Origin of the sequence: Pseudomonas sp. B22129 (genome assembly GCF_044218875.1) — a bacterium.
Taxonomy (GTDB): domain Bacteria; phylum Pseudomonadota; class Gammaproteobacteria; order Pseudomonadales; family Pseudomonadaceae; genus Aquipseudomonas.
This window is the reverse complement of record NZ_CP162592.1, coordinates 295,433-316,272: the sequence shown is the minus strand read 5'-3', so window position 1 is coordinate 316,272 and position 20,840 is coordinate 295,433. Positions and strand designations below refer to the sequence as shown.

Here is a 20,840-nt window from a genome sequence, read left to right as displayed (position 1 = left end):
TTTTTCATGGATGTTGCGTTCAGGGGCATGGGGCCCCGGTTGCCAGGCGGCATTGGAATCGTTGTATTCCGGCCGTTACACGCATCCAGAAGAAAGAACTCACTGCCATAACAATAATGCACATGGAGTAGCGTCGATGACCTCAGTAAACCAGTTCTGGCGCCGGGCAAGACTGCCCCTGGCCGTCAGTCTCGCTTCTACGCTCGCCGGGCCCGCATTCGGCGTCAGTTTCAACATCGGTGAAATCGAAGGCAGCTTTGACTCCTCTCTGTCGGTGGGGGCGAGCTGGTCGACTGCGGGTCGAAACAAAGACCTGATCGGCGTCAACAACGGTGGCAAGGGTTTGTCTCAAACCTCCGATGACGGTCGCCTGAACTTCGACAAGGGCGATACTTTCTCGAAGATCTTCAAGGGTATTCACGACCTTGAGTTGAAATACGGCGACACCGGCATCTTTGTGCGCGGCAAATACTGGTACGACTTCGCGCTGCAAAACGAAGACCTGGACTTCAAAAACGTCAGCAATGACAACCGCAAAGAGGGCGCCAAGTCCTCCGGCGGGCAAATCCTTGATGCCTTCATCTACCACAACTACACCATCGCTGATCAGCCGGGTAACGTGCGGTTCGGCAAGCAGGTAGTGAGCTGGGGTGAAAGTACCTTCATTGGCGGCGGCATCAACTCGATCAACCCGATCGATGTGTCCGCATTCCGCCGCCCGGGCGCAGAGATCAAGGAAGGCCTGATTCCGGTCAACATGTTCTACGTGTCCCAGACTCTGACCGACAACCTGTCTGCCGAGGCGTTCTACCAGTTGGAGTGGGACCAGACCGTGGTGGATAACTGCGGTACGTTCTTCTCCCAGCCGGACGTGATTGCCGACGGTTGCGGCGATAACCTGCGCCTGCTGGCCAAACGTTCGACGATTGCTGCCACGGCCGCGGGTCGCGGCGCGCTCGCCCAGTTCGCGGCGCGCGGCGTGGACACCAATGAAGAGGGCACGCTGGTTCGTCGCGCTGGTGATCGGGATGCGCGTGACAGCGGCCAGTTTGGTGTGGCCATGCACTACAACTTCGAACCGCTGGACACCGAATTCGGTGCCTACTTCATGAACTACCACAGCCGTGCACCAATCTTCAGTGCGACGGCCGCACCTGCTTCCGCTTACGCGGTTGCGCCCGCCTTCGGCACGCTGGCTCCGGTGTTTATCGCCGGGAACTCCAAATATTTTGTCGAGTACCCGGAAGACATCCGTCTGTACGGCTTGAGCTTCTCGACCACGCTTCCGACCGGCACGGCTTGGAGCGGTGAAGTCAGTTATCGCCCAAATGCGCCTGTGCAACTCAACACCAATGACATTCTGTATGCAGCCGTTAGACCCTTGGGTGGGCAGTTTGCCAATGCCTCGCTTCTCGATGCTGCCAAGGGCCAGGATTTGAATGGCTATCGCCGTAAGGAAATCACTCAGTTCCAGACCACGCTGACGCACTTTTTTGATCAGGTGATGGGGGCAAGTCGCTTGACATTGGTGGGCGAGTTGGGCGTTACCCATGTGGGCGGGCTTGAGGGTAAGTCCAAGGCTCGCTATGGCCGTGATCCTTCCTTTGGTCCTGGAGCATTGCCTGGTACCACTGTGGCTCCTGGCCGCACTCTGAACACCTGTGCACAAATTCTTAACCCAAGCACTATCGGTGGCGCCGGTCCTGGCGCAGATGCCAGCAACGTCTCCAAGTACTGCGACAACGACGGTTTCACCACCGCCACTTCCTGGGGCTACCGGGGTCGTGCCATCTGGGAATACCCGGATGTCTTCGCCGGTGTGAACCTCAAGCCTAGCGTGGCCTGGTCCCACGACGTCAAAGGTTACTCGCCAGGTCCTGGCGGCAACTTTGAAGAAGGTCGCAAGGCCGTCAGCCTGGGTGTGGATGCCGAATACCAGAACACTTACACCGTGGGCTTGAACTACACCAATTTCTTCGGTGGCAAGTTCAGCACCGTGGATGACCGTGACTTCATCGCCTTGAGCGCTGGCGTGAACTTCTAAGACTGTCTTTTTCAGATGCATGCATTTCAGGAAGAACCAGAACATGAAAATAACTAAAAGTCTGTTGCATGTGGGTGTGCTCGGGCTGTCGATCCTGGCGAGCAACGTCATGGCGGCAGTCTCGGCGGATGAAGCCGCCAAGCTGGGCACTACCCTGACGCCGATGGGCGCTGAAATGGCCGGTAACGCGGCCGGCACCATTCCGAAATGGTCGCCACTGCCCACCAATGCCGGCGCCGTGGATGCCCGTGGGTTCCTCGCCAACCCTTACGCCAGCGAGCAACCGCAATTCACCATCACCGCGCAAAACGTGGAGCAATACAAAGACAAGCTGGCACCGGGGCAGTACGCGATGTTCAAGCGTTACCCGGACACCTTCAAAATGCCGGTTTACCCGACCCATCGCGGCGCAACTGTGCCGGCCGATGTGTTTGCCGCCATCAAGAAGAACGCCACCACTACCAACTTGGTGTCGGGCGGTAACGGCCTGGAAAACTTCGAAACCGCCGTGCCATTCCCGATTCCGAAAAGCGGCGTGGAAGTGATCTGGAACCACATCACCCGCTATCGCGGCGGCAGCGTGACCCGCCTGGTGACCCAGGCCACGCCGCAAACCAACGGCTCGTTCAGCCTGGTGTACTTCAAAGACCAGTTCGTGTTCCGCGACAAAATGAAGGACTTCGACCCGAAAAACCCGGGCAACGTGCTGTTCTACTTCAAGCAGCAAGTGACCGCGCCAGCCCGTCTGGCCGGTGGTGTGCTGCTGGTGCACGAAACCCTCGACCAGGTAAAGGAGCCGCGTTCGGCGTGGGTCTACAACGCCGGCCAGCGCCGTGTGCGCCGGGCGCCGCAAGTGTCCTACGACGGCCCGGGTACCGCCGCCGACGGCCTGCGGACTTCCGACAACCTCGACATGTACAACGGTGCGCCAGACCGCTATGACTGGAAGCTGGAAGGCAAAAAAGAGATCTACATTGCGTCCAACAGCTACAAGATCGACGATCCGAAGCTCAAGTACGCCGACATCATCAAGGCCGGCCACATCAACCAGGACCTGGCACGTTACGAGCTGCGCCGCGTCTGGCACGTGGTGGCGACCCTGAAGGAAGGCCAGCGCCATATCTACGCCAAGCGTGACTTCTTCATCGACGAAGACACCTGGCAAGCGGCCGTGATCGACCATTACGACGGCCGTGGCCAACTGTGGCGTGTCGCCGAAGCCCATGCCGAGAACTACTACGACAAACAAGTGCCGTGGTACGCCCTCGAAACCCTCTACGACCTGCAGTCCGGCCGCTACCTCGCGCTGGGCATGAAGAACGAAGAGAAGCAGGCGTATGACTTCGGCTTCACCGCCAGCACCGCAGACTTCTCGCCTGCGGCCCTGCGTCAGGATGGTGTTCGCTAAGCTGCGATAGTTCGCCACTGTAGAAGCTGGGCTTGTGTGGGAGCTGGCTTGCCTGCGATAGCATCACCTCGGTAGGTCTGACAGACCGAGGTGATGCTATCGCGGGCAAGCCCAGCTCCCACATTTGTTTGTGTTGAGATTTTTTGTCGCAGTTCTTTTTCAGGCAAATGTTGCAAAGATCTACAATCCCGCCGCTTTTACCGCTAGTCTGCGGTCATCTGCAATGCCGACAACAGCCTTCTACAAGAGCCCGGCGATGACTGATCTGTCCCCCATCCGAGGGCCTGCAAGCGCGGTGATTCCGACCCTGGAAGCGCGTTTCTACAGGCCACCGCTGCCTGACGGCTACGTGCTGCGCCCGCGCCTGTGCGAGCGGCTGAGTGCGGGGCTGGAGGGGCGGTTGCTGCTGGTCAGCGCTCCGGCAGGGTTCGGCAAGAGTTCGTTGGCCGTCGAGTTCTGTCAGGGGCTGCCAGCCCACTGGCACAGCCTGTGGCTGGGTTTGAGCCCGCGCGACAATGACCCGGGCCGTTTCCTTGAACGCCTGCTCGACGGTTTGCAGCAGTATTTCCCACAGCTCGGCACCCAATCCCTGGGCCTGCTGAAAATGCGCCAGCGTCATCAGCCTTTTGCCTTTGAAGAGTGGCTTGATGGTTTGCTCGACGAATTGGCCGAACATCTGTCCACGCGCACGCCATTGTTACTGGTGCTGGATGACTACCATCTGGCCCAGGGCCCGGTGCTGGATCGTTGCCTGCAGTTTTTCCTCAATCATCTGCCCGATGGCCTGGTGGTGCTGGTGACCAGCCGCCAACGCCCGGATTGGCATCTCGCGCGTCTGCGCCTGTCGCGGCACCTGCTGGAGCTGCACGAACAGGACTTGCGCCTGACCCACGACGAGTCCCTGGCCGTGCTGGACCGGCACAGCAACTCATTGCGCGGTGAGGCGCTGGATAACTTGATTCGCCGCAGCGAAGGCTGGGTCGCCGGTTTGCGGTTTTGGTTGCTGGCCGTTTCCGAGGCGGGTAACGAGGGCGCCTTGCCGCAGAACCTGCACGGCGGGGAAGGGCTGATTCGCGATTACCTGCTCGAAGAAGTGATCGATTGCCTGCCCATCGAAGTTCAAGCGTTTCTATACGACACAGCCCCCCAGGATCGTTTTTGCAGCGAGCTGTGCGACGCCGTCCGCGAAGCCCATGACAGCGCGGAAATCCTGCGCTACCTGCAGTCGCACCAGGTCTTTCTGGTGCCACTGGACGAACAGGGCCACTGGTTCCGCTATCACCACCTGTTTTCTGACTTGCTGCGCACCCGCCGCGCGAGCAATGCCACGTTGCCGCTGGCCAGCCTGCACTTGCGGGCCTGTCGCTGGTTCAACGTGCAGGGTTTGATCGACGAAGCGGTAGAGCAGGCATTACGTGCCGGCCATCTGGACGTGGCGGCGAACCTGGTGCAGAACCTGTCGGAGGAGCAACTGCTCGCCGAGCAGAATATCGGCATGTTGCTGCGCTGGAAGATGGATTTGCCCGACAGCCTGCTGATCAGCACACCGCGGTTGATCGTGCTCTACAGCTGGGCGCTGGGCCTGGCGTGTCAGCTGGATGCGGCGGAGGAACTGTCCAGTTATCTCAGCCGTTTTCTGCCGGCGCCGTCGGCCACCGCGCAAAAATCAATGCTGGCCCAATGGCTGGCGCTGAGCGGGATCATCGCCCGGGGGCGGGGGGATCGCGAACTGACCCAGCGCTATTGCAGCGAGGCGCTGGAAAGCCTGCCGCAAAAACGTTACGGCCAACGGCTGATGTGCCTGTCGACGTTATCCAACCTGGCCATCGTCGATGCTGACTTGTGGCGCGCCCGTGGTTTGAATCGCGAATCCCTGGAATTGGCCCAGCGCGTCGGCAACCCACTGTTTGAAGCCTTGGCCCATTACGACCGGGCGCGTGTGCTGCAAGCGCGGGGGGAAATTTTGCGTTCCCTGGACGAGGTCCGCCAGGGCCAGCAGCGTCTGCACGGGCTGGCGCCTCAGCGGTTGTACGCAGTGCGCGCGCGGCTGTCGTTGTATGAAGGCTTTTTGTTGCTGGTGCGCTGCCAGCCCGAAGCCGGCCTTGCCCGTTTGCGCGCCGGGCTCACCGAAGCCCGGGCCTGTCGCGACATCAGCGTATTGATCGGTCATTGTGTGATCGCCAATTTCGAAGGGCGCCGCAATGATTTCTCCAAAGCCTTCGCCGAACTCGCCGAAGCCGAGCGCTTGATGCACATCTGGGACGTGCCGCCGATCTACTACCTGGCGATGATTACGCTGATCAAATGCGAGCTGTGGCTGGCCCAGGGTCGCACCGACCTGGCCGATGCCTGGCTGGCCCGGCTGGGGCAAACCTACAACGGCGAGCACGCGGCGGCCGCGCCGGAGTTTCATCCGCACCTGCCGCAACATATCGGGTTGCAACAAGCCGCGCTGGATGCCACTCGGCATCAGCCTGCGGCGGCGCTGGAACGGCTCGAAGAGCTGGCGCAACAGGCGCAGAACAGCGGTCGCCAGATGATCGCCTTGATGGCCCTCACTCAACAGGCGCATTTGCTGCTGGAGTGTGGCCAGGAAGCCAAGGCCCGGCCGGTTTTTGCCAGGGCCCTCGAAGCTGGTGTGGGGGGAGCGTTGCAACCGTTTCAGCGCTTGCTGGAAAACCACCCGGGCTGGATGCGTGAGCAGTTGGGCAAGGACCCGCACGGGTTGTTGAACCAGAGCCTGCTGGCACTTTTGCCGGCGGTTGCACCGGCAGAGCCTTCATCTGCCCATGAAACCCTTAGCGCTCGGGAATTGGCCGTGCTGCAACTGATCGCCCAAGGCTGTTCGAACCAGGAAATCAGCAACCGGCTGTTCATCTCCCTGCACACGGTCAAAACCCATGCGAGCCATATCAACAGCAAGCTGGGGGTGGAGCGGCGCACCCAGGCGGTGGCGCGGGCGCAGGAAATGGGCTTGTTGGGGTAGGCATTCAACGATCTGTGCCAAAATTGCTGGATTGCCCATCACCGAGCCCGCCCTGATGTCTCTGCCCCCAGCCTTGATTCGCGAATCCTTTCCCGTCGGCCCGTTGCAGTGCAACTGCACCATCATTGGCGACCCGATCACCAAAAAAGCCATCGTGGTCGACCCGGGCGGCAATCACGAACTGATCCTGGCGCGCCTCGATGCGCTTGGCCTCAAGGTGGTGAGCATCATTCATACCCATGCCCATCTGGATCACTTTCTGGCATCCGGCCAGTTGAAGGAGAAGACCGGCGCAACGTTGCACCTGCACAAGGAGGATCAATTCCTCTGGGATAACCTGGAAATGCAATGCCAGATGTTTCGTGTGCCCTATACGCCAGTGCCGTCGCCGGATCGCTGGCTGGAGGATGAGGAAGAATTGGCATGCGGCTGCGGCGTGGCCTTGCATACCCCGGGGCATACGCCTGGGTCGATGAGTTTCTGGTTCGCCGACGCCAAGCTGCTGATTGCGGGTGATACGTTGTTTCGACGCGGTGTCGGGCGTACGGATTTGTGGGGCGGGGACCAGGCCACGATTGTGCGTTCGATCAAGCAGCGTTTGTACACGCTGGACGAGGAGGCGACGGTGGTGGCCGGTCACGGGCCGGATACCCGGTTGGGCGATGAAATGCGTGAGAATCCTTTTGTGAGGGCGTAGCGAGAAGGGAATAATTTCGGCGCCAGGGCTGTTCTTCAAGTAGCAAAAACGCAGGTCGCGTTCAGCCTGCGTCTGCTACGGTTTCCTTAGCGGCGGATAGCGGCCATGGAATTTTTACCGTTTGTCACGTTCCAAACTCGGCACAGGTCCATTGCCAATGTCCTTTGCACCACAGAATGCAAAAGTAGGAGCTCCCTTCATGTTTACTCCGCGTCGTCTTCTTGTTGTTGCCACCGCTGTAGCCCTGTTATCCGGCTGCGCTTCGCCTAATCCTTACGACGGCAGCCAGGGGCAGGCAAATAATGGTTCGCAAGGCGGCATCAGCAAAACCGCCAAATACGGCGGGCTTGGTGCGCTGGCCGGTGCCTTGGCCGGTGCCGCCATCGACCACAACAACCGTGGCAAAGGCGCATTGATCGGTGGTGCTATTGCAGGCCTTGGGGCCGCAGGTTATGGCTACTACGCCGACCAGCAGGAAAAGAAACTGCGTGAGAGCATGGCCAATACCGGGGTTGAAGTGCAGCGCCAAGGCGATCAGATCAAGCTGATCATGCCGGGTAATATCACCTTCGCCACCAACTCGGACGCGATCTCCAGCAGCTTCTACACGCCGCTGAACAACCTGGCCGGCTCACTCAAGCAGTTCAACCAGAACACTATCCAGATTGTGGGTTATACCGACAGCACCGGTAGCCGCCAGTTGAACATGGATCTGTCCCAGCGCCGGGCCCAGAGCGTTGCCAACTACCTGACGTCCCAAGGCGTGAGCCCGACCAACCTGAGCGCACGCGGTGCCGGCCCGGATAACCCGATTGCCAGCAACGCCGACGTGAATGGCCGCGCCCAGAACCGTCGTGTTGAGGTGAACCTCGGCCCGATCCCTGGCCAGCAATACGGCCAGCCTGGCGCTCAACAACAGCAGGCGCCACAGCAGAACAACCAGTTCCAGGGCAACCCGTACCAGCAGTACCAATAAACGCTGGCCATAAAAAAGGCGCCGTGCAGTCAATGCACGGCGCCTTTTTTGTGGCCGACGTTTATGTCAGTCGATGTATTCGAACACTTTCACAATCTTCTGTACGCCGGACACGCCCTGTACCAGGTTGGCTGCGCGAGTGGCTTCCGCCTGGGTCAGCAGGCCCATCATGTAGACGATACCGTTGTCTGTGACGATCTTGATGCGCGAGCCGGGAACAGCGCTGTCGGTGAGCATCTGCGCTTTGATCTTGGTGGTCAGCAACGCATCGTTGCTGATGGCCAGCAGGGTGATCGGGTCCATGACTTGCAGTTCATTGTGGACTTTCTTGACCCGCTGAACCGTGGAGGCGGCCTGTTCAGCCTGGGCTTTGAGGTCGGCGCGCGGTGTTTGCCCGGCCAGCAGCACCACACCGTTGAAGCTGGTCACCACAATGCGCGACGCACCATTGCCCAGGTCGGTAGCCGCCTTGGCGACGTTGACCTTCACCTTGGTCTCGATCAGCGAATCATCAATGGTGCTGCCGAAGGTGCGTGTGCCCCGGTCATCCTGGATGGGGGTGTCGCGTGTCGCAGTGATTGCCGTGCTGCAGCCGCTGATGGCAAGGCACAGCGTGATGGCCAAAAGGCTGAGGCGGTTAACGGTCATTCTTCACTCCCGAACAGTTGGCTGTCGATCAGATCGCACAGGCAGTGGATCGCCAGCAGGTGGACTTCCTGGATGCGTGCAGTGACATTGGCCGGGACGCGGATTTCCACGTCTTCCGGCAGCAGCAGTGAAGCCATGCCGCCGCCGTCACGCCCGGTCAATGCTACGACAATCATTTCGCGATCATGTGCGGCCTGGATCGCTTGAATAATATTGGCCGAGTTGCCACTGGTGGAAATCGCCAGCAACACGTCGCCGGGTTGGCCCAGGGCACGGATCTGCTTGGAGAAGATTTCGTTGTAGCTGTAGTCGTTGGCAATCGAGGTGATCGTCGACGAATCGGTCGTCAGGGCGATGGCTGGCAGGCTCGGGCGCTCGCGCTCGAAGCGGTTGAGCAACTCGGAGGAGAAGTGCTGGGCATCACCGGCCGAACCGCCGTTGCCGCACGAAAGCATTTTGCCCTCGTTGAGCAAGGCATTGACCATGACCTGACTGGCTTGCTCGATGTGCGGTGCAAGTACGTCCATCGCCTGTTGCTTGGTGTCGATGCTGGCCTGGAAAAGCTGGCGAATTCGGGATTGCATGTCCATCTGTGTGACCTTAAGTAGCGCGGCTGATTGGCACAGGAATGTGCAGCCCGCAATGCAAAGAGCAAAAGTGTGTGGTGAAGATGTCCGGTGAATCAGCTGTCGAAGGCATCTTTGAGCCAGTTCAGATCAACTGTGCCAGACGGTGTGCTTTCTATGGCAACCACATCGAAACGGCAGGGGTTGTCAGCCCAGCGATGCTCTTTCTGCAGGAAATACTGCGCGGCGAGTATCAGCTTCTGACGCTTGCGCCCGTCGATACTGGCGAGCGCACCACCCCATTGTGCGTGTTTTCTGTAGCGGACTTCGACGAATACTACTGTATCGCCGTCAAGCATGACCAGATCAAGCTCGCCGCGTTTACATAACCAGTTCTGCGCCAGAAGGCGCAGACCCTGTTGTTGCAGGTACGAAAGCGCTTGAAGTTCGGCATCCTTGCCGCTTTGTGCGCGGGACCGCTCGGGCATCAGCGCGGGGTGTCCGGCAGGCGCTGGATATCGCCGCCGACGAACTTCGCCCAAGGCAACTGGCGATCAACGCGCTGGTTGGCGTTGATGCCCAGGCTGCCCGACAGGCCGTCAACGCGGGTGTCCGGCAGCGCCTTGAGTTGGCCCAGGCGCGGCGCCAGGCGGTAGGCGTCGACGCCCATCGCGTACAGGCGGCCGAGGCTGCCATTGGCTTGCGGCCATTGTGCGGCGACCTGATTGCGCAGCGGGTCAGTAGTGTTAAGCAGCCAAGGCGTTTCGCAGAACATGACGTTGGTCATGTCCAGGTACTGGTTCTTGTCGCCGCTGGCGCTGAATACGTGGGAGGTCGCATACACAGGCACATCGCCGGCGTACTGGAAGTTCAGGGTCGGTTTGATCTGCTGGGCCAACTGTGGAGGCACGGCCAGGAAGATGAACTCGATGTCCTGGCGACGCGACGGCTGGGCGGCTACGTCAGTGCCAACGGTGCTTTGCAGGCTTTTGGCGCGACCTTCACTTTTACGCAGCTGGAACAGGTCGGCAATCTGTTGGGCGAGGGCGACGGGTTGGTCAACGTACTCAACGCCGACCACGGTGCCGCCATTGGCTTCCCAATCCTGGCGGAAGGCCTTATAGACACGCTCACCCCATTCACCACGCGGCACCATGGCGGCAGCGCGATGCAGGCCGTCGGCGCGGGCACGGCGCGAGACTTCGCGGGCTTCGTCTTCAGCGGCCAGGCCAAATTGGAACAGTTGCGGTGGGTTCTGATCGGTTTCGCTGTAGTTGAGTGCCAGCGTAGTGATCGGCAGTTGCGGACGAGCAGCCAGCTGTTTGACCAGCTGCTTCTCCAGCGGGCCGACGACGAGTTGCACGCCTGCCGCCTGGGCCTTGGCGTAGAAGTCGTCGATAGAGGTCAGGCGCGAGCTGTCGAAGAACTCAATGACCGGCGGCTTCTGCCCGGCTTGTTCAGCCTGGAAGTGAGCGGCCATGAAACCTTCACGCAGTGCCTTGCCGACCGAAGCCAACGGGCCATCTTGCGGCAGCAGCACGGCAATCTTGTTCAGGGGCTGGCTGGCCAGTTCCTTGAGCTTGGTCAGCGGGGTTGGCAGATTCACTGCAGCAGGGTGGCCCGGGTTTTGTGCGCGCCAGGTATCGATGGCGGCTTGCTGTTGCTCCAGGGTACCGGCGCCCTTGACCGCCTGGGCCAGAGTGATCCAGCCGTCGAGTGTCGGGTTGCCACTGGCTTGCAGCTGTTCGGCTGGCAGGGCGGCAATCAGGGTCCAGATCGCTTCGTGGTTGTTCTTCGCGGCATCGCCACTGAGCAGGGGGGCCAATGCAACACGCTCGCGAGCCGCGGCCAGGGTCTGGCCATCGGCTTCATAGGCGCGGGCATGCACGGTGCCGGTACGGATCTGCTGGTCAGTCGGCAGATCTTTCAGGCTTTGCAGGCTGGGATGGTTCAGCGCGGCCAGCGCAGCCTTGGGCTGGTTGCGCGCCATGGCTAATTCGGCGGACAGGGTGCTGGCGAAGATTTGTGCGGCGGGCTTCAGGGCATCCAGAGGAACCTGCGCAAGAATCTGCGACGAGCGGCCAGGGTTGTTCTGGTGGAACGCCAGGTCAGCCGCACTCAGGCGCAGCAGCGCGGCCTTTTCTGGCGTGCTGGCGGAAGTTGCCTGTTCGAGCAGTTGCTCGATACTGGCATCCGGAGTCCGTGGAAGGTCGCCAAGGCTGGACGAGGGCGAGCTGGCGCAAGCGGCCAACAAGGCAGCGAGGCAGAGGGCGGAGAGCAGCCGCAGGCAAGCGATCATGTAAGCGTTCCTGATACCGAACAAATTAGCGTGGAAGTGTACCCAAGCACTGGCCCAGGCGCGATGTTAGTGGCGTGAAACCGTTGATTTAGGTCGTGCAAATGTTGCGAGCCGGCACCGACGGTCAACCTCGGGGGCATATTATCGAGACGCCTACGCGCTACAATGCGACTTTTCTTAACCATCGAGGTGTGCGTTTTGACTGCTCCAGGTCCTTTGAATTCCACTGCAGGCTCGCTTTTTGTCGTGGCGACGCCCATTGGCAACCTGGACGACATCAGTGCTCGGGCGCTGAAAGTGTTGCGCGACGTGAAATTGATCGCAGCAGAAGACACTCGGCACTCCCAACGGTTGATGCAGCATTTTGGTATCAGCACGCCACTCGCTGCGTGCCATGAACATAATGAGCGCGAAGAGGGCAGCCGTTTTATCACCCGCCTGCTGGCCGGGGATGATGTGGCGCTGATCTCCGATGCGGGCACACCGTTGATTTCCGATCCCGGCTACCACCTGGTCCGCCAGGCGCGGGCCGCTGGTATCAATGTAGTGCCTGTTCCGGGGGCGTGCGCGCTGATTGCGGCATTATCCGCCGCCGGCCTGCCCTCCGACCGTTTCATTTTTGAGGGTTTCCTGCCGGCCAAGGCTGTGGGCCGCCGCGCGCGTCTTCAGGCTCTAAAGGAAGAACCGCGCACCTTGATCTTTTACGAAGCCCCGCACCGTATTCTGGAATGCCTGCAAGACATGGAGCTGGTGTTCGGTGGCGAGCGCCTGGCGTTGCTGGCGCGCGAGTTGACCAAGACCTTTGAAACGCTCAAGGGCCTGCCGCTGGAGGACCTGCGCGCGTTTGTCGAGGGCGACAGCAACCAGCAGCGCGGCGAGTGCGTGGTGCTGGTGGCCGGCTGGACTGCGCCGGTCGATGAAGAGGCGGTCGGCAGTGAAGCCATGCGTATCCTCGATTTGTTGCTTAAAGACATGCCACTCAAGCGTGCCGCCGCCCTGGCTGCGGAAATTACCGGCTTGCGTAAAAATGTGTTGTATCAAGTGGCGCTGGATAAACAGAAAGGCGAATAGTTCCGGGGTTAAACCGGTATTCCGTCTGAACGTGATGGCATTGCTGTACTTTTAATACTTGTCCTGAGGCCGCCGTGCCGTTAACCTGCGCGGCGGAGAGTCGATTGGACAGTCGCTGCCCTCTATGAAAATTAGGGGGGGGAGGAAAGTCCGGGCTCCATAGGGCGAAGTGCCAGGTAATGCCTGGGAGGCGTGAGCCTACGGAAAGTGCCACAGAAAATAACCGCCTAAGCACTTCGGTGCCGGTAAGGGTGAAAAGGTGCGGTAAGAGCGCACCGCACGTCTGGCAACAGTTCGTGGCTAGGTAAACCCCACTTGGAGCAAGACCAAATAGGGTCCCAAGGCGTGGCCCGCGCTGGGACCGGGTAGGTTGCTAAAGATGTCCAGTGATGGCCATCGTAGACGAATGACTGTTCAAGACAGAACCCGGCTTACAGATCGACTCTCCACCTTTTTTCCTTCTGTCTGAATCTCGGGCAGAAACCCGGTAGTAACGCAAGAATCCCTCCCTGCCGAATCATTGGCAGATGCATCTTCGTAATACCAAAAAAATCTTACTCTTAATAAATTACTTTAACTTCAAGCTATAGCTCTCTGAGCTGTCTGCGGTTATTGAGTCAAAAACAGCGCCAAACTCTCGTTTCTCCTCCTTTTACGTTCCTAAATCTCCGTTCTGTAAGGCTTTTCCTTGAATCCGCGCCTTGACGGTGTGGTGGGCGCATTCCTATAGTGTGCGCAAGTGGCGGAAAGTGGCACAAAGTGGGTTTTTTGAACGTAAAACGCTAAAATTTGGAGAAACGCATCTGTGTTTCGCGGAGCTAACGCTATCAGTCTCGATGCAAAAGGCCGTCTCGCCATGCCGAGCCGGTATCGTGACGAGCTCGTTTCGCGTAGTTCAGGCCAGTTAATCATCACGATTGACGCCGTTGATCCATGTTTGTGTGTTTACCCCCTCGATGAGTGGGAGTTGATTGAAACCAAGTTGCGCGCGCTGCCTTCGTTGCGTGAAGAGAACCGCCGCCTGCAGCGTTTGCTGATCGGTAATGCCGTCGACCTTGAGTTGGATGGCAGCGGTCGTTTCCTGGTGCCTCCGCGTCTGCGCGAGTACGCCAAGCTGGATAAGCGCGCAATGCTGGTAGGCCAACTGAACAAGTTCCAATTGTGGGACGAAGATGCCTGGGATGCTGTGTCTGCAGCGGACCTGGCTGCTATTCAACAACCGGGCGCCATGCCTGATGAACTGCGTGATTTGATCCTGTGACTATTGATAGCGGCTTTAACCACATCACCGTACTGCTTGACGAAGCCGTTGAGGCTCTCGCCGTACGCGCGGATGGCTGCTATTTGGATGGCACCTTCGGCAGGGGCGGGCACAGCCGGTTGATACTCAGCCAGCTCGGGTCCGACGGCAAACTCCTCGGGTTCGACAAAGACCCTCAAGCGATTGCCACCGGGCAAGCGCTAGCGGCCGAAGACGGCCGCTTTGTCGTTGTGCAGCGCAGCTTTGCCGAGCTGGGTGCCGAAGTGGCCGAGCGCGGCATGGCAGGCAAGGTGGCCGGGGTTTTGCTCGACCTGGGCGTGTCTTCGCCACAGCTCGACGATCCTGAGCGTGGCTTCAGTTTCATGAACGACGGCCCGCTCGACATGCGCATGGACCCGACCCGGGGCATCAGCGCCGCCGAGTTCATCGCCACCGCGCCCCACGAAGAAATCACCCGCGTGTTCAAGGAATACGGCGAGGAGCGTTTCGCCGGTCGCATGGCTCGCGCTGTGGTCGAGCGCCGCGAAATCCAGCCGTTCGAGCGCACCGCCGACCTGGCTGAAGTGCTGAAAGTCGCCAACCCCGCGTGGGAAAAGGGCAAGAACCCTGCGACCCGCGCGTTCCAGGGGCTGCGTATTCACGTCAACAACGAATTGGGCGATCTGGAAGCGGGTCTCGAAGCCGCTCTGGACGCTTTGGAAGTGGGCGGCCGCTTGGTGGTGATCAGCTTCCATTCCCTTGAAGACCGCATCGTCAAATTGTTCATGCGTCGTCTGGTCAAAGGCGAATCCGATAACCTGCCGCGCAACCTGCCGGTGCGTTTCGAAGCCTTTGTGCCGAAAATCAAAATCCATGGCAAAGCGCAGTTCGCTTCCGAAGCCGAGCTCAAAGCCAACCCTCGTTCCCGTAGCGCCGTCATGCGCGTCGCGGAGAAGTTGCGGTGAGCAAGCTTTTCGCCAAGCCCCTCCCGGGCGGTAGCTTCTTTATGTTGCTGCTGTTTGTCGGCGTGCTGGTGTCCGCGATTGCGGTGTCCTACAGCGCCCACTACAACCGCCAGTTGCTCAATACCCTGTACGGGGAATTGAGCGTGCGTGACAAAGCGCAAGCGGAATGGGGCCGGTTGATCCTGGAGCAAAGTACCTGGACGGCCCACAGCCGTATCGAAGTACTGGCCACTGAACAACTGAAAATGCACATCCCGGGCGCGGCCGACGTTCGCATGGTGGCGCCATGATGAAACTTGAAGGCGCACTCTACCCTTGGCGCTTCCGCCTGATGCTCGGCCTGCTGGCCTTGATGGTCGGCGCGATTGCCTGGCGGATCATCGACCTGCAAGTGGTCGACCGTGACTTCCTGATCGGCCAGGGCGATGCCCGTAGCCTGCGGCATATTCCGATTCCTGCGCACCGTGGCCTGATCACCGACCGTAACGGCGAACCTCTGGCGGTCAGTACGCCGGTGACCACGCTGTGGGCAAACGCCAAGGAGCTGCAAACCGCCAAGGAAAAATGGCCAGAGCTCGCCGCTGCGTTGGGCCAGGACCCGAAAGCCCTGGCTGAGCGCCTTGAAGCTCAAGCCAACAAGGAATTCATTTACCTGGTTCGCGGCCTGACGCCTGAACAAGGCCAGCAAGTGCTCGACCTTAAAGTCCCCGGTGTGTACGGCATCGAGGAATTTCGTCGTTTCTACCCCGCCGGTGAAACCACCGCGCACATGGTGGGCTTTACCGACATCGATGATCACGGTCGCGAAGGTGTAGAGCTGGCCTACGATGAGTGGCTGGCCGGGGTGCCCGGCAAGCGCCAAGTCATCAAGGATCGGCGCGGCAGATTGATCAAGGATGTCCAGGTCACCAAAAACGCCAAGGCCGGTAAGCCCTTGGCGTTGTCGATTGACCTGCGCCTGCAGTACCTGGCCAACCGCGAGCTGCGTAACGCGATCATCGAGAACGGCGCCAAGGCCGGCAGTTTGGTGATCATGGACGTGAAGACCGGCGAGATCCTCGCCATGGTCAACCAGCCGACCTACAACCCGAACAACCGTCGCAACCTGCAACCGGCGATGATGCGCAACCGCGCGATGATCGACGTGTTCGAGCCGGGTTCGACCATGAAAGCCATCTCCATGAGTGCTGCCCTGGAAACCGGGCGCTGGAAGCCCAGCGACAAGGTCGAGGTTTACCCGGGCACGCTGCAGTTGGGCAAATACACCATTCGTGACGTGTCCCGCACCGAAGGGCCGGTATTGGATTTGACAGGTATCCTGATCAACTCCAGTAACGTGGGCATGAGTAAGGTCGCCTTCGACATCGGCGGCGAAACCATCTACCACCTGGCGCAGAAAGTCGGCCTTGGGCAACCCACCGGTCTGGACTTCCCGGGTGAGCGCGTAGGCAACCTGCCGAACTACCGCGACTGGAAAAAGGCCGAGACCGCCACGCTTTCCTATGGCTACGGTCTGTCGGTGACCGCGATCCAGCTGGCCCACGCTTTCTCTGTATTGGCCAACAACGGCCGCATGGTTCCCTTGAGCCTGATTCACGTCGACGAAGCACCGAAAGCGACCCAGGTGATCCCGGAAAACGTCGCCAAGACCATGCAGGGCATGCTGCAACAAGTGATCGAAGCGCCACGTGGTGTGTTCCGTGCCCAGGTGCCGGCGTATCACGTGGCAGGCAAGTCGGGTACTGCGCGTAAAACGTCGGTGGGTACCAAGGGCTACGCCGAAAACTCCTATCGCTCGCTGTTTGCCGGTTTCGGCCCGATGAGCGACCCGCGCTACGCCATCGTCGTAGTGATCGATGAACCGAGTAAAGCGGGCTACTTCGGTGGCCTGGTATCGGCGCCGGTGTTCAGCAAAGTGATGTCCGGCACCCTGCGCCTGATGAACATCACGCCGGACAACCTGCCGCCGACTCAACAAGCGAACGCCGGACCACCGGCCGCTGCTGTAAAAGCCAATGGAGGGCGCGGCTGATGTCTCTTAGCCTGAACAAGATTTTTGCCCACGCCGGTCGCGATCTGCTGATTCGTGAGTTGAGCCTGGACAGCCGTAATGTGCGTGCCGGTGACCTGTTTCTGGCAGTGCCTGGCGGTAAATATGATGGTCGTGCACACATTGCTGATGCGCTGCAGCGCGGTGCGGCCGCAGTCGCTTATGAAGTGGAAGGCGCCACGGTACTGCCAATCACCGACGTACCCTTGATTCCGGTCAAAGGCCTCGCTGCACAACTGTCCGATATCGCCGGGCGCTTTTATGGCGACCCGAGCCGCCAGCTCGACCTGGTCGGCGTCACCGGTACCAACGGCAAGACCAGCGTGACCCAATTGATCGCCCAGGCCCTTGACCTGCTCGGTCAGCACTGCGGCATCGTCGGCACGCTTGGCACTGGTTTCTATGGTGCGTTGCAAAGCGGCCTGCACACCACGCCAAACCCGATTGCCGTGCAAGCGACCTTGGCCGACCTGAAAAAGGCCGGTGCCAAGGCGGTTGCCATGGAAGTGTCTTCCCACGGTTTGCATCAGGGGCGCGTTGCTGCGCTGGCTTTTGATGTGGCGGTGATGACCAACCTGTCGCGTGATCACCTGGATTACCACGGCACCATGGAGGCCTACGCTGCCGAGAAAGCCAAGCTGTTTGCCTGGAACGATCTCAAATGCCGCGTGGTGAACCTGGATGACGCATTCGGTCGCCAGCTGGCTACCGAAGACCGTGAATCGCGCCTGATCAGCTACAGCCTCGAAGACGCCAGCGCGTACCTGTATTGCCGCGATGCCCACTTCAATGACGAAGGCGTGCTTGCGACCTTGGTGACGCCTCAGGGCGAGCATCATTTGCGCAGCACCTTGCTCGGTCGTTTCAACTTGAGCAACACCCTGGCCGCCATCGGCGCACTGCTCGGGCTGGATTACGCCCTGGACGAAATCCTGCGCGTCCTGCCGAAGCTGGAAGGCCCGGTGGGTCGCATGCAGCGCCTGGGTGGCGGCAAACAGCCGCTGGTAGTGGTCGATTACGCCCACACCCCGGACGCCCTGGAAAAAGTATTGGTCGCCCTGCGCCCACACGCCAAGGGCAAGTTGTTGTGCCTATTTGGTTGCGGCGGTGATCGCGATCGCGGCAAGCGCCCACTGATGGCCGAAATCGTCGAGCGCCTGGCCGATGGCGTACTCGTCACCGATGACAACCCGCGCACCGAAGACCCAAGCCAGATTTTCGACGACATCCGTGTCGGCTTCAAAGACGTGTCCAAAGCGACCTTTGTTGCCGGTCGCGGCGCAGCCATCGCCCAATTGATCGCCAGCGCGAGTGCCGATGATGTGGTGGTGCTGGCCGGCAAGGGGCACGAGGATTACCAGGAAATCAACGGCGAGCGTCATGCCTTCTCCGACTTAGTCGAGGCGGATCACGCCTTGACCGCCTGGGAGATTGCCCATGCTTAAAGCGATGAAGTTCAGCGAACTGACCCAGGCCCTGTCGGCCCGCGTAGTGTCGAGCGATTGCAGCTTCGACGGCGTCAGTATCGACAGTCGCAACATCAAACCGGGCCAATTGTTTGTCGCACTGGCAGGCCCGCGTTTTGATGGTCACGACTACCTGAATGACGTTGCCGCCAAAGGCGCCGTGGGTGCCTTGGTGCAGCGAGAAGTCGCCGAGTCCAGCCTGCCGCAACTGTTGGTGGCTGACACTCGCCTGGCCCTCGGCCAACTGGGTGCGCTGAACCGCGCCGCCTTTGACAAGCCGGTGGCAGCCGTGACCGGCTCCAGCGGCAAGACCACCGTCAAGGAGCTGCTTGCCGGTGTGTTGCGCACGCGCGGGCCGGTGCTCGCCACCCGTGGCAACCTGAACAATGATTTCGGCGCGCCGCTGACCCTGCTCGAACTGGCCCCGGAACACACCGCTGCCGTGATCGAACTGGGCGCATCGCGCATCGGCGAAATCGCCTACACCGTGGCGCTGACCAAGCCTCACGTGGCGATCATCAACAATGCCGGCACCGCCCACGTCGGTGAATTCGGCGGCCCAGAAAAAATCGTCGAGGCCAAGGGCGAAATCCTCGAAGGCCTCGAGGCTTCGGGCACTGCTGTACTGAATCTTGATGACAAGGCTTTCGAAACCTGGCGTGTACGTGCCGCCGGTCGCAAGGTCCTGACGTTTGCCGTGTTGAACGCGGCCGCTGATTTTCATGCCTCGAACATCACCGTCGATGCGCGTGGTTGCCCGTCCTTCACGTTGCACACGCCGCAGGGTAGCGAGCACGTGCAGTTGAATCTGCTGGGCAACCATAACGTCGCCAATGCCTTGGCCGCTGCTGCTGCTGCGCACGCTTTGGGCGTGTCGCTGTTCGGTATCGCCACTGGTTTGGGCGCCGTGCAGCCGGTCAAGGGGCGCACCGTGGCACAACTGGCCACCAACGGCATGCGTGTGATCGACGACACCTACAACGCCAACCCGTCCTCCATCAATGCTGCAGTAGACCTGCTCAAAGCCTTTGCCGGGCGCAAGGTGCTGGTGCTGGGGGACATCGGCGAGTTGGGCGACTGGGCAGAACAAGGCCACCGTGAAGTCGGTGCCTATGCCGCCGGCAAGGTCGACGCGCTCTACGCGGTCGGCCCGAACATGGCGCACGCCGTCGACGCTTTCGGCCCCGGTGCGCGGCATTTCGCCACCCAGGCCGAGCTGATCCAGGCGCTGACGGCGGCTGAACACGACAAACACACAACCATTTTGATCAAGGGATCGCGCAGCGCGGTGATGGAAAACGTCGTCGCGGCCTTGTGTGGCTCAAGTACGGAGAAACATTAATGCTGCTGCTGCTGGCTGAGTATCTGCAACAGTTCCACAAAGGCTTCGCGGTCTTTCAGTACCTCACCCTGCGCGGGATCCTGGGTGTGCTGACTGCGTTGTGTTTGTCGCTGTTCCTGGGGCCGTGGATGATCCGCACCCTGCAGAACCTGCAAATTGGTCAATCGGTTCGCAATGACGGCCCGCAGTCGCACCTGTCCAAGTCCGGCACCCCGACCATGGGCGGTGCGTTGATCCTGTCGTCCATCGGCATCAGCACCTTGCTGTGGGCCGACCTGCATAACCGTTACGTGTGGACCGTGCTGCTGGTGACCTTGCTGTTCGGCGCCATCGGCTGGGTCGATGACTACCGCAAAGTCATCGAGAAAAACTCCAAGGGGCTGCCAAGTCGCTGGAAGTATTTCTGGCAGTCGGTGTTCGGCCTCGCTGCAGCGATCTTCCTCTACACCACCGCGCCAAGTGCCGTGGAAACCACCTTGATCATTCCAATGCTCAAGGACGCCAGCATTCCACTGGGCATCGGTTTCGTGGTGCTGACCTACTTCGTGATCGTCGGCTCCAGCAACGCGGTCAACCTGACTGACGGCCTCGACGGCCTGGCGATCATGCCGACCGTGATGGTGGGCGGCGCGCTCGGCATTTTCTGCTACCTGTCGGGTAACGTGAAATTCGCCGAATACCTGCTGATCCCTTACGTACCGGGCGCAGGTGAACTGATTGTGTTCTGCGGCGCGCTGATCGGTGCCGGCCTGGGGTTCCTGTGGTTCAACACCTACCCCGCACAGGTTTTCATGGGCGACGTCGGCGCACTGGCGCTCGGCGCAGCCCTGGGCACCATCGCAGTGATCGTCCGCCAGGAAATCGTGTTGTTCATCATGGGTGGTGTGTTCGTGATGGAAACCCTGTCGGTGGTCATCCAGGTGGCCTCCTTCAAATTGACCGGGCGCCGCGTGTTCCGCATGGCGCCGATTCACCACCACTTTGAACTCAAGGGCTGGCCCGAGCCGCGTGTGATCGTCCGTTTCTGGATCATCACCGTGATTCTCGTGCTGATCGGCCTTGCCACCCTGAAACTGAGGTAG

General features: G+C 60.2%; 17 protein-coding genes and 1 other RNA gene. 14 read left to right on the top strand and 4 right to left on the bottom strand.

Features of this window, described 5'->3' with window-relative positions; genetic code table 11:
- Positions 1-136 precede the first annotated feature (136 nt).
- The 5 genes from AB4P94_RS01415 to AB4P94_RS01395 all read left to right on the top strand — a co-directional run bounded on the left by AB4P94_RS01415 (position 137) and on the right by AB4P94_RS01395 (position 8,111).
- Positions 137-2,044 carry a DUF1302 domain-containing protein gene (locus tag AB4P94_RS01415; protein ID WP_395609106.1) on the top strand — a complete coding sequence of 636 codons (1,908 nt, stop codon included), beginning with the start codon at positions 137-139 and terminating at the stop codon, positions 2,042-2,044.
- 43 nt (positions 2,045-2,087) lie between these two features.
- The gene (locus AB4P94_RS01410; RefSeq protein ID WP_395609105.1) at positions 2,088-3,452 is read left to right on the top strand and encodes a DUF1329 domain-containing protein; all 1,365 of its coding nucleotides are present in this window, start codon (positions 2,088-2,090) and stop codon (positions 3,450-3,452) included.
- 256 nt (positions 3,453-3,708) lie between these two features.
- Positions 3,709-6,438 carry a LuxR C-terminal-related transcriptional regulator gene (locus AB4P94_RS01405; protein ID WP_395609104.1) on the top strand — a complete coding sequence of 910 codons (2,730 nt, stop codon included), beginning with the start codon at positions 3,709-3,711 and terminating at the stop codon, positions 6,436-6,438.
- Between the two features lie 55 nt (positions 6,439-6,493).
- Positions 6,494-7,135: an MBL fold metallo-hydrolase gene (locus tag AB4P94_RS01400; protein WP_395609103.1), complete on the top strand. Its 642-nt coding sequence runs from the start codon at positions 6,494-6,496 to the stop codon at positions 7,133-7,135.
- 199 nt (positions 7,136-7,334) lie between these two features.
- Positions 7,335-8,111: an OmpA family protein gene (locus tag AB4P94_RS01395; RefSeq protein WP_395609102.1), complete on the top strand. Its 777-nt coding sequence runs from the start codon at positions 7,335-7,337 to the stop codon at positions 8,109-8,111.
- 66 nt (positions 8,112-8,177) lie between these two features.
- On the opposite strand, the gene AB4P94_RS01390 is transcribed toward AB4P94_RS01395, so the two are convergent.
- The 4 genes from AB4P94_RS01390 to AB4P94_RS01375 all read right to left on the bottom strand — a co-directional run bounded on the left by AB4P94_RS01390 (position 8,178) and on the right by AB4P94_RS01375 (position 11,624).
- A complete protein-coding gene (locus tag AB4P94_RS01390; RefSeq protein ID WP_307420422.1) occupies positions 8,178-8,759 on the bottom strand; it encodes a BON domain-containing protein in 582 nt (193 codons plus the stop codon).
- Complete coding sequence (locus AB4P94_RS01385; RefSeq protein WP_007904374.1) at positions 8,756-9,349, bottom strand: phosphoheptose isomerase; 594 nt, start codon at positions 9,347-9,349, stop codon at positions 8,756-8,758. The genes AB4P94_RS01390 and AB4P94_RS01385 overlap by 4 nt, the downstream gene beginning before the upstream one ends.
- Positions 9,350-9,441: 92 nt before the next feature.
- A complete protein-coding gene (locus tag AB4P94_RS01380) occupies positions 9,442-9,813 on the bottom strand; it encodes a YraN family protein (protein ID WP_395609101.1) in 372 nt (123 codons plus the stop codon).
- The gene (locus AB4P94_RS01375) at positions 9,813-11,624 is read right to left on the bottom strand and encodes a penicillin-binding protein activator (protein WP_395609100.1); all 1,812 of its coding nucleotides are present in this window, start codon (positions 11,622-11,624) and stop codon (positions 9,813-9,815) included. Before AB4P94_RS01375 ends, AB4P94_RS01380 begins: the two co-directional genes overlap by 1 nt.
- Before the next feature lie 165 nt (positions 11,625-11,789).
- Between AB4P94_RS01375 and rsmI the strand changes: the two genes are divergently transcribed.
- The 9 genes from rsmI to mraY all read left to right on the top strand — a co-directional run bounded on the left by rsmI (position 11,790) and on the right by mraY (position 20,840).
- On the top strand, positions 11,790-12,695 hold the full coding sequence (gene rsmI / locus AB4P94_RS01370; RefSeq protein ID WP_395609099.1) for a 16S rRNA (cytidine(1402)-2'-O)-methyltransferase: 906 nt from the start codon (positions 11,790-11,792) through the stop codon (positions 12,693-12,695).
- Positions 12,696-12,791: 96 nt separating this feature from the next.
- Positions 12,792-13,145: RNase P RNA component class A (gene rnpB, locus AB4P94_RS01365), an RNA gene on the top strand.
- A gap of 355 nt (positions 13,146-13,500) precedes the next feature.
- A complete protein-coding gene (mraZ, locus tag AB4P94_RS01360; protein ID WP_064450756.1) occupies positions 13,501-13,956 on the top strand; it encodes a division/cell wall cluster transcriptional repressor MraZ in 456 nt (151 codons plus the stop codon).
- On the top strand, positions 13,953-14,900 hold the full coding sequence (gene rsmH / locus AB4P94_RS01355) for a 16S rRNA (cytosine(1402)-N(4))-methyltransferase RsmH (RefSeq protein WP_167496641.1): 948 nt from the start codon (positions 13,953-13,955) through the stop codon (positions 14,898-14,900). The genes mraZ and rsmH overlap by 4 nt, the downstream gene beginning before the upstream one ends.
- Positions 14,897-15,190 (top strand): cell division protein FtsL, encoded by a 294-nt coding sequence (gene ftsL / locus AB4P94_RS01350; protein WP_004371991.1) that lies wholly within the window; start codon positions 14,897-14,899, stop codon positions 15,188-15,190. The genes rsmH and ftsL overlap by 4 nt, the downstream gene beginning before the upstream one ends.
- Entirely contained in the window at positions 15,190-16,932 is a 1,743-nt protein-coding gene (locus AB4P94_RS01345) for a peptidoglycan D,D-transpeptidase FtsI family protein (protein ID WP_395611413.1), read from the top strand. The genes ftsL and AB4P94_RS01345 overlap by 1 nt, the downstream gene beginning before the upstream one ends.
- Positions 16,932-18,395, top strand: a complete 1,464-nt coding sequence (locus tag AB4P94_RS01340; protein ID WP_395609098.1) for a UDP-N-acetylmuramoyl-L-alanyl-D-glutamate--2,6-diaminopimelate ligase — start codon at positions 16,932-16,934, stop codon at positions 18,393-18,395. The genes AB4P94_RS01345 and AB4P94_RS01340 overlap by 1 nt, the downstream gene beginning before the upstream one ends.
- Positions 18,388-19,758, top strand: coding sequence for a UDP-N-acetylmuramoyl-tripeptide--D-alanyl-D-alanine ligase (murF, locus tag AB4P94_RS01335; protein WP_395609097.1), 1,371 nt, complete (start codon positions 18,388-18,390; stop codon positions 19,756-19,758). Before AB4P94_RS01340 ends, murF begins: the two co-directional genes overlap by 8 nt.
- Entirely contained in the window at positions 19,758-20,840 is a 1,083-nt protein-coding gene (gene mraY / locus AB4P94_RS01330) for a phospho-N-acetylmuramoyl-pentapeptide-transferase (RefSeq protein WP_395609096.1), read from the top strand. Before murF ends, mraY begins: the two co-directional genes overlap by 1 nt.

Bases quoted from the DNA above. Each gene is read 5' to 3' on its own strand.
- AB4P94_RS01415 (WP_395609106.1), top strand. From the start codon at position 137: ATGACCTCAGTAAACCAGTTCTGGCGCCGGGCAAGACTGCCCCTGGCC.
- AB4P94_RS01410 (WP_395609105.1), top strand. From the start codon at position 2,088: ATGAAAATAACTAAAAGTCTGTTGCATGTGGGTGTGCTCGGGCTGTCG.
- AB4P94_RS01405 (WP_395609104.1), top strand. From the start codon at position 3,709: ATGACTGATCTGTCCCCCATCCGAGGGCCTGCAAGCGCGGTGATTCCG.
- AB4P94_RS01400 (WP_395609103.1), top strand. From the start codon at position 6,494: ATGTCTCTGCCCCCAGCCTTGATTCGCGAATCCTTTCCCGTCGGCCCG.
- AB4P94_RS01395 (WP_395609102.1), top strand. From the start codon at position 7,335: ATGTTTACTCCGCGTCGTCTTCTTGTTGTTGCCACCGCTGTAGCCCTG.
- AB4P94_RS01390 (WP_307420422.1), bottom strand. From the start codon at position 8,759: ATGACCGTTAACCGCCTCAGCCTTTTGGCCATCACGCTGTGCCTTGCC.
- AB4P94_RS01385 (WP_007904374.1), bottom strand. From the start codon at position 9,349: ATGGACATGCAATCCCGAATTCGCCAGCTTTTCCAGGCCAGCATCGAC.
- AB4P94_RS01380 (WP_395609101.1), bottom strand. From the start codon at position 9,813: ATGCCCGAGCGGTCCCGCGCACAAAGCGGCAAGGATGCCGAACTTCAA.
- AB4P94_RS01375 (WP_395609100.1), bottom strand. From the start codon at position 11,624: ATGATCGCTTGCCTGCGGCTGCTCTCCGCCCTCTGCCTCGCTGCCTTG.
- rsmI (WP_395609099.1), top strand. From the start codon at position 11,790: ATGCGACTTTTCTTAACCATCGAGGTGTGCGTTTTGACTGCTCCAGGT.
- AB4P94_RS01345 (WP_395611413.1), top strand. From the start codon at position 15,190: ATGAAACTTGAAGGCGCACTCTACCCTTGGCGCTTCCGCCTGATGCTC.
- AB4P94_RS01340 (WP_395609098.1), top strand. From the start codon at position 16,932: ATGTCTCTTAGCCTGAACAAGATTTTTGCCCACGCCGGTCGCGATCTG.
- murF (WP_395609097.1), top strand. From the start codon at position 18,388: ATGCTTAAAGCGATGAAGTTCAGCGAACTGACCCAGGCCCTGTCGGCC.
- mraY (WP_395609096.1), top strand. From the start codon at position 19,758: ATGCTGCTGCTGCTGGCTGAGTATCTGCAACAGTTCCACAAAGGCTTC.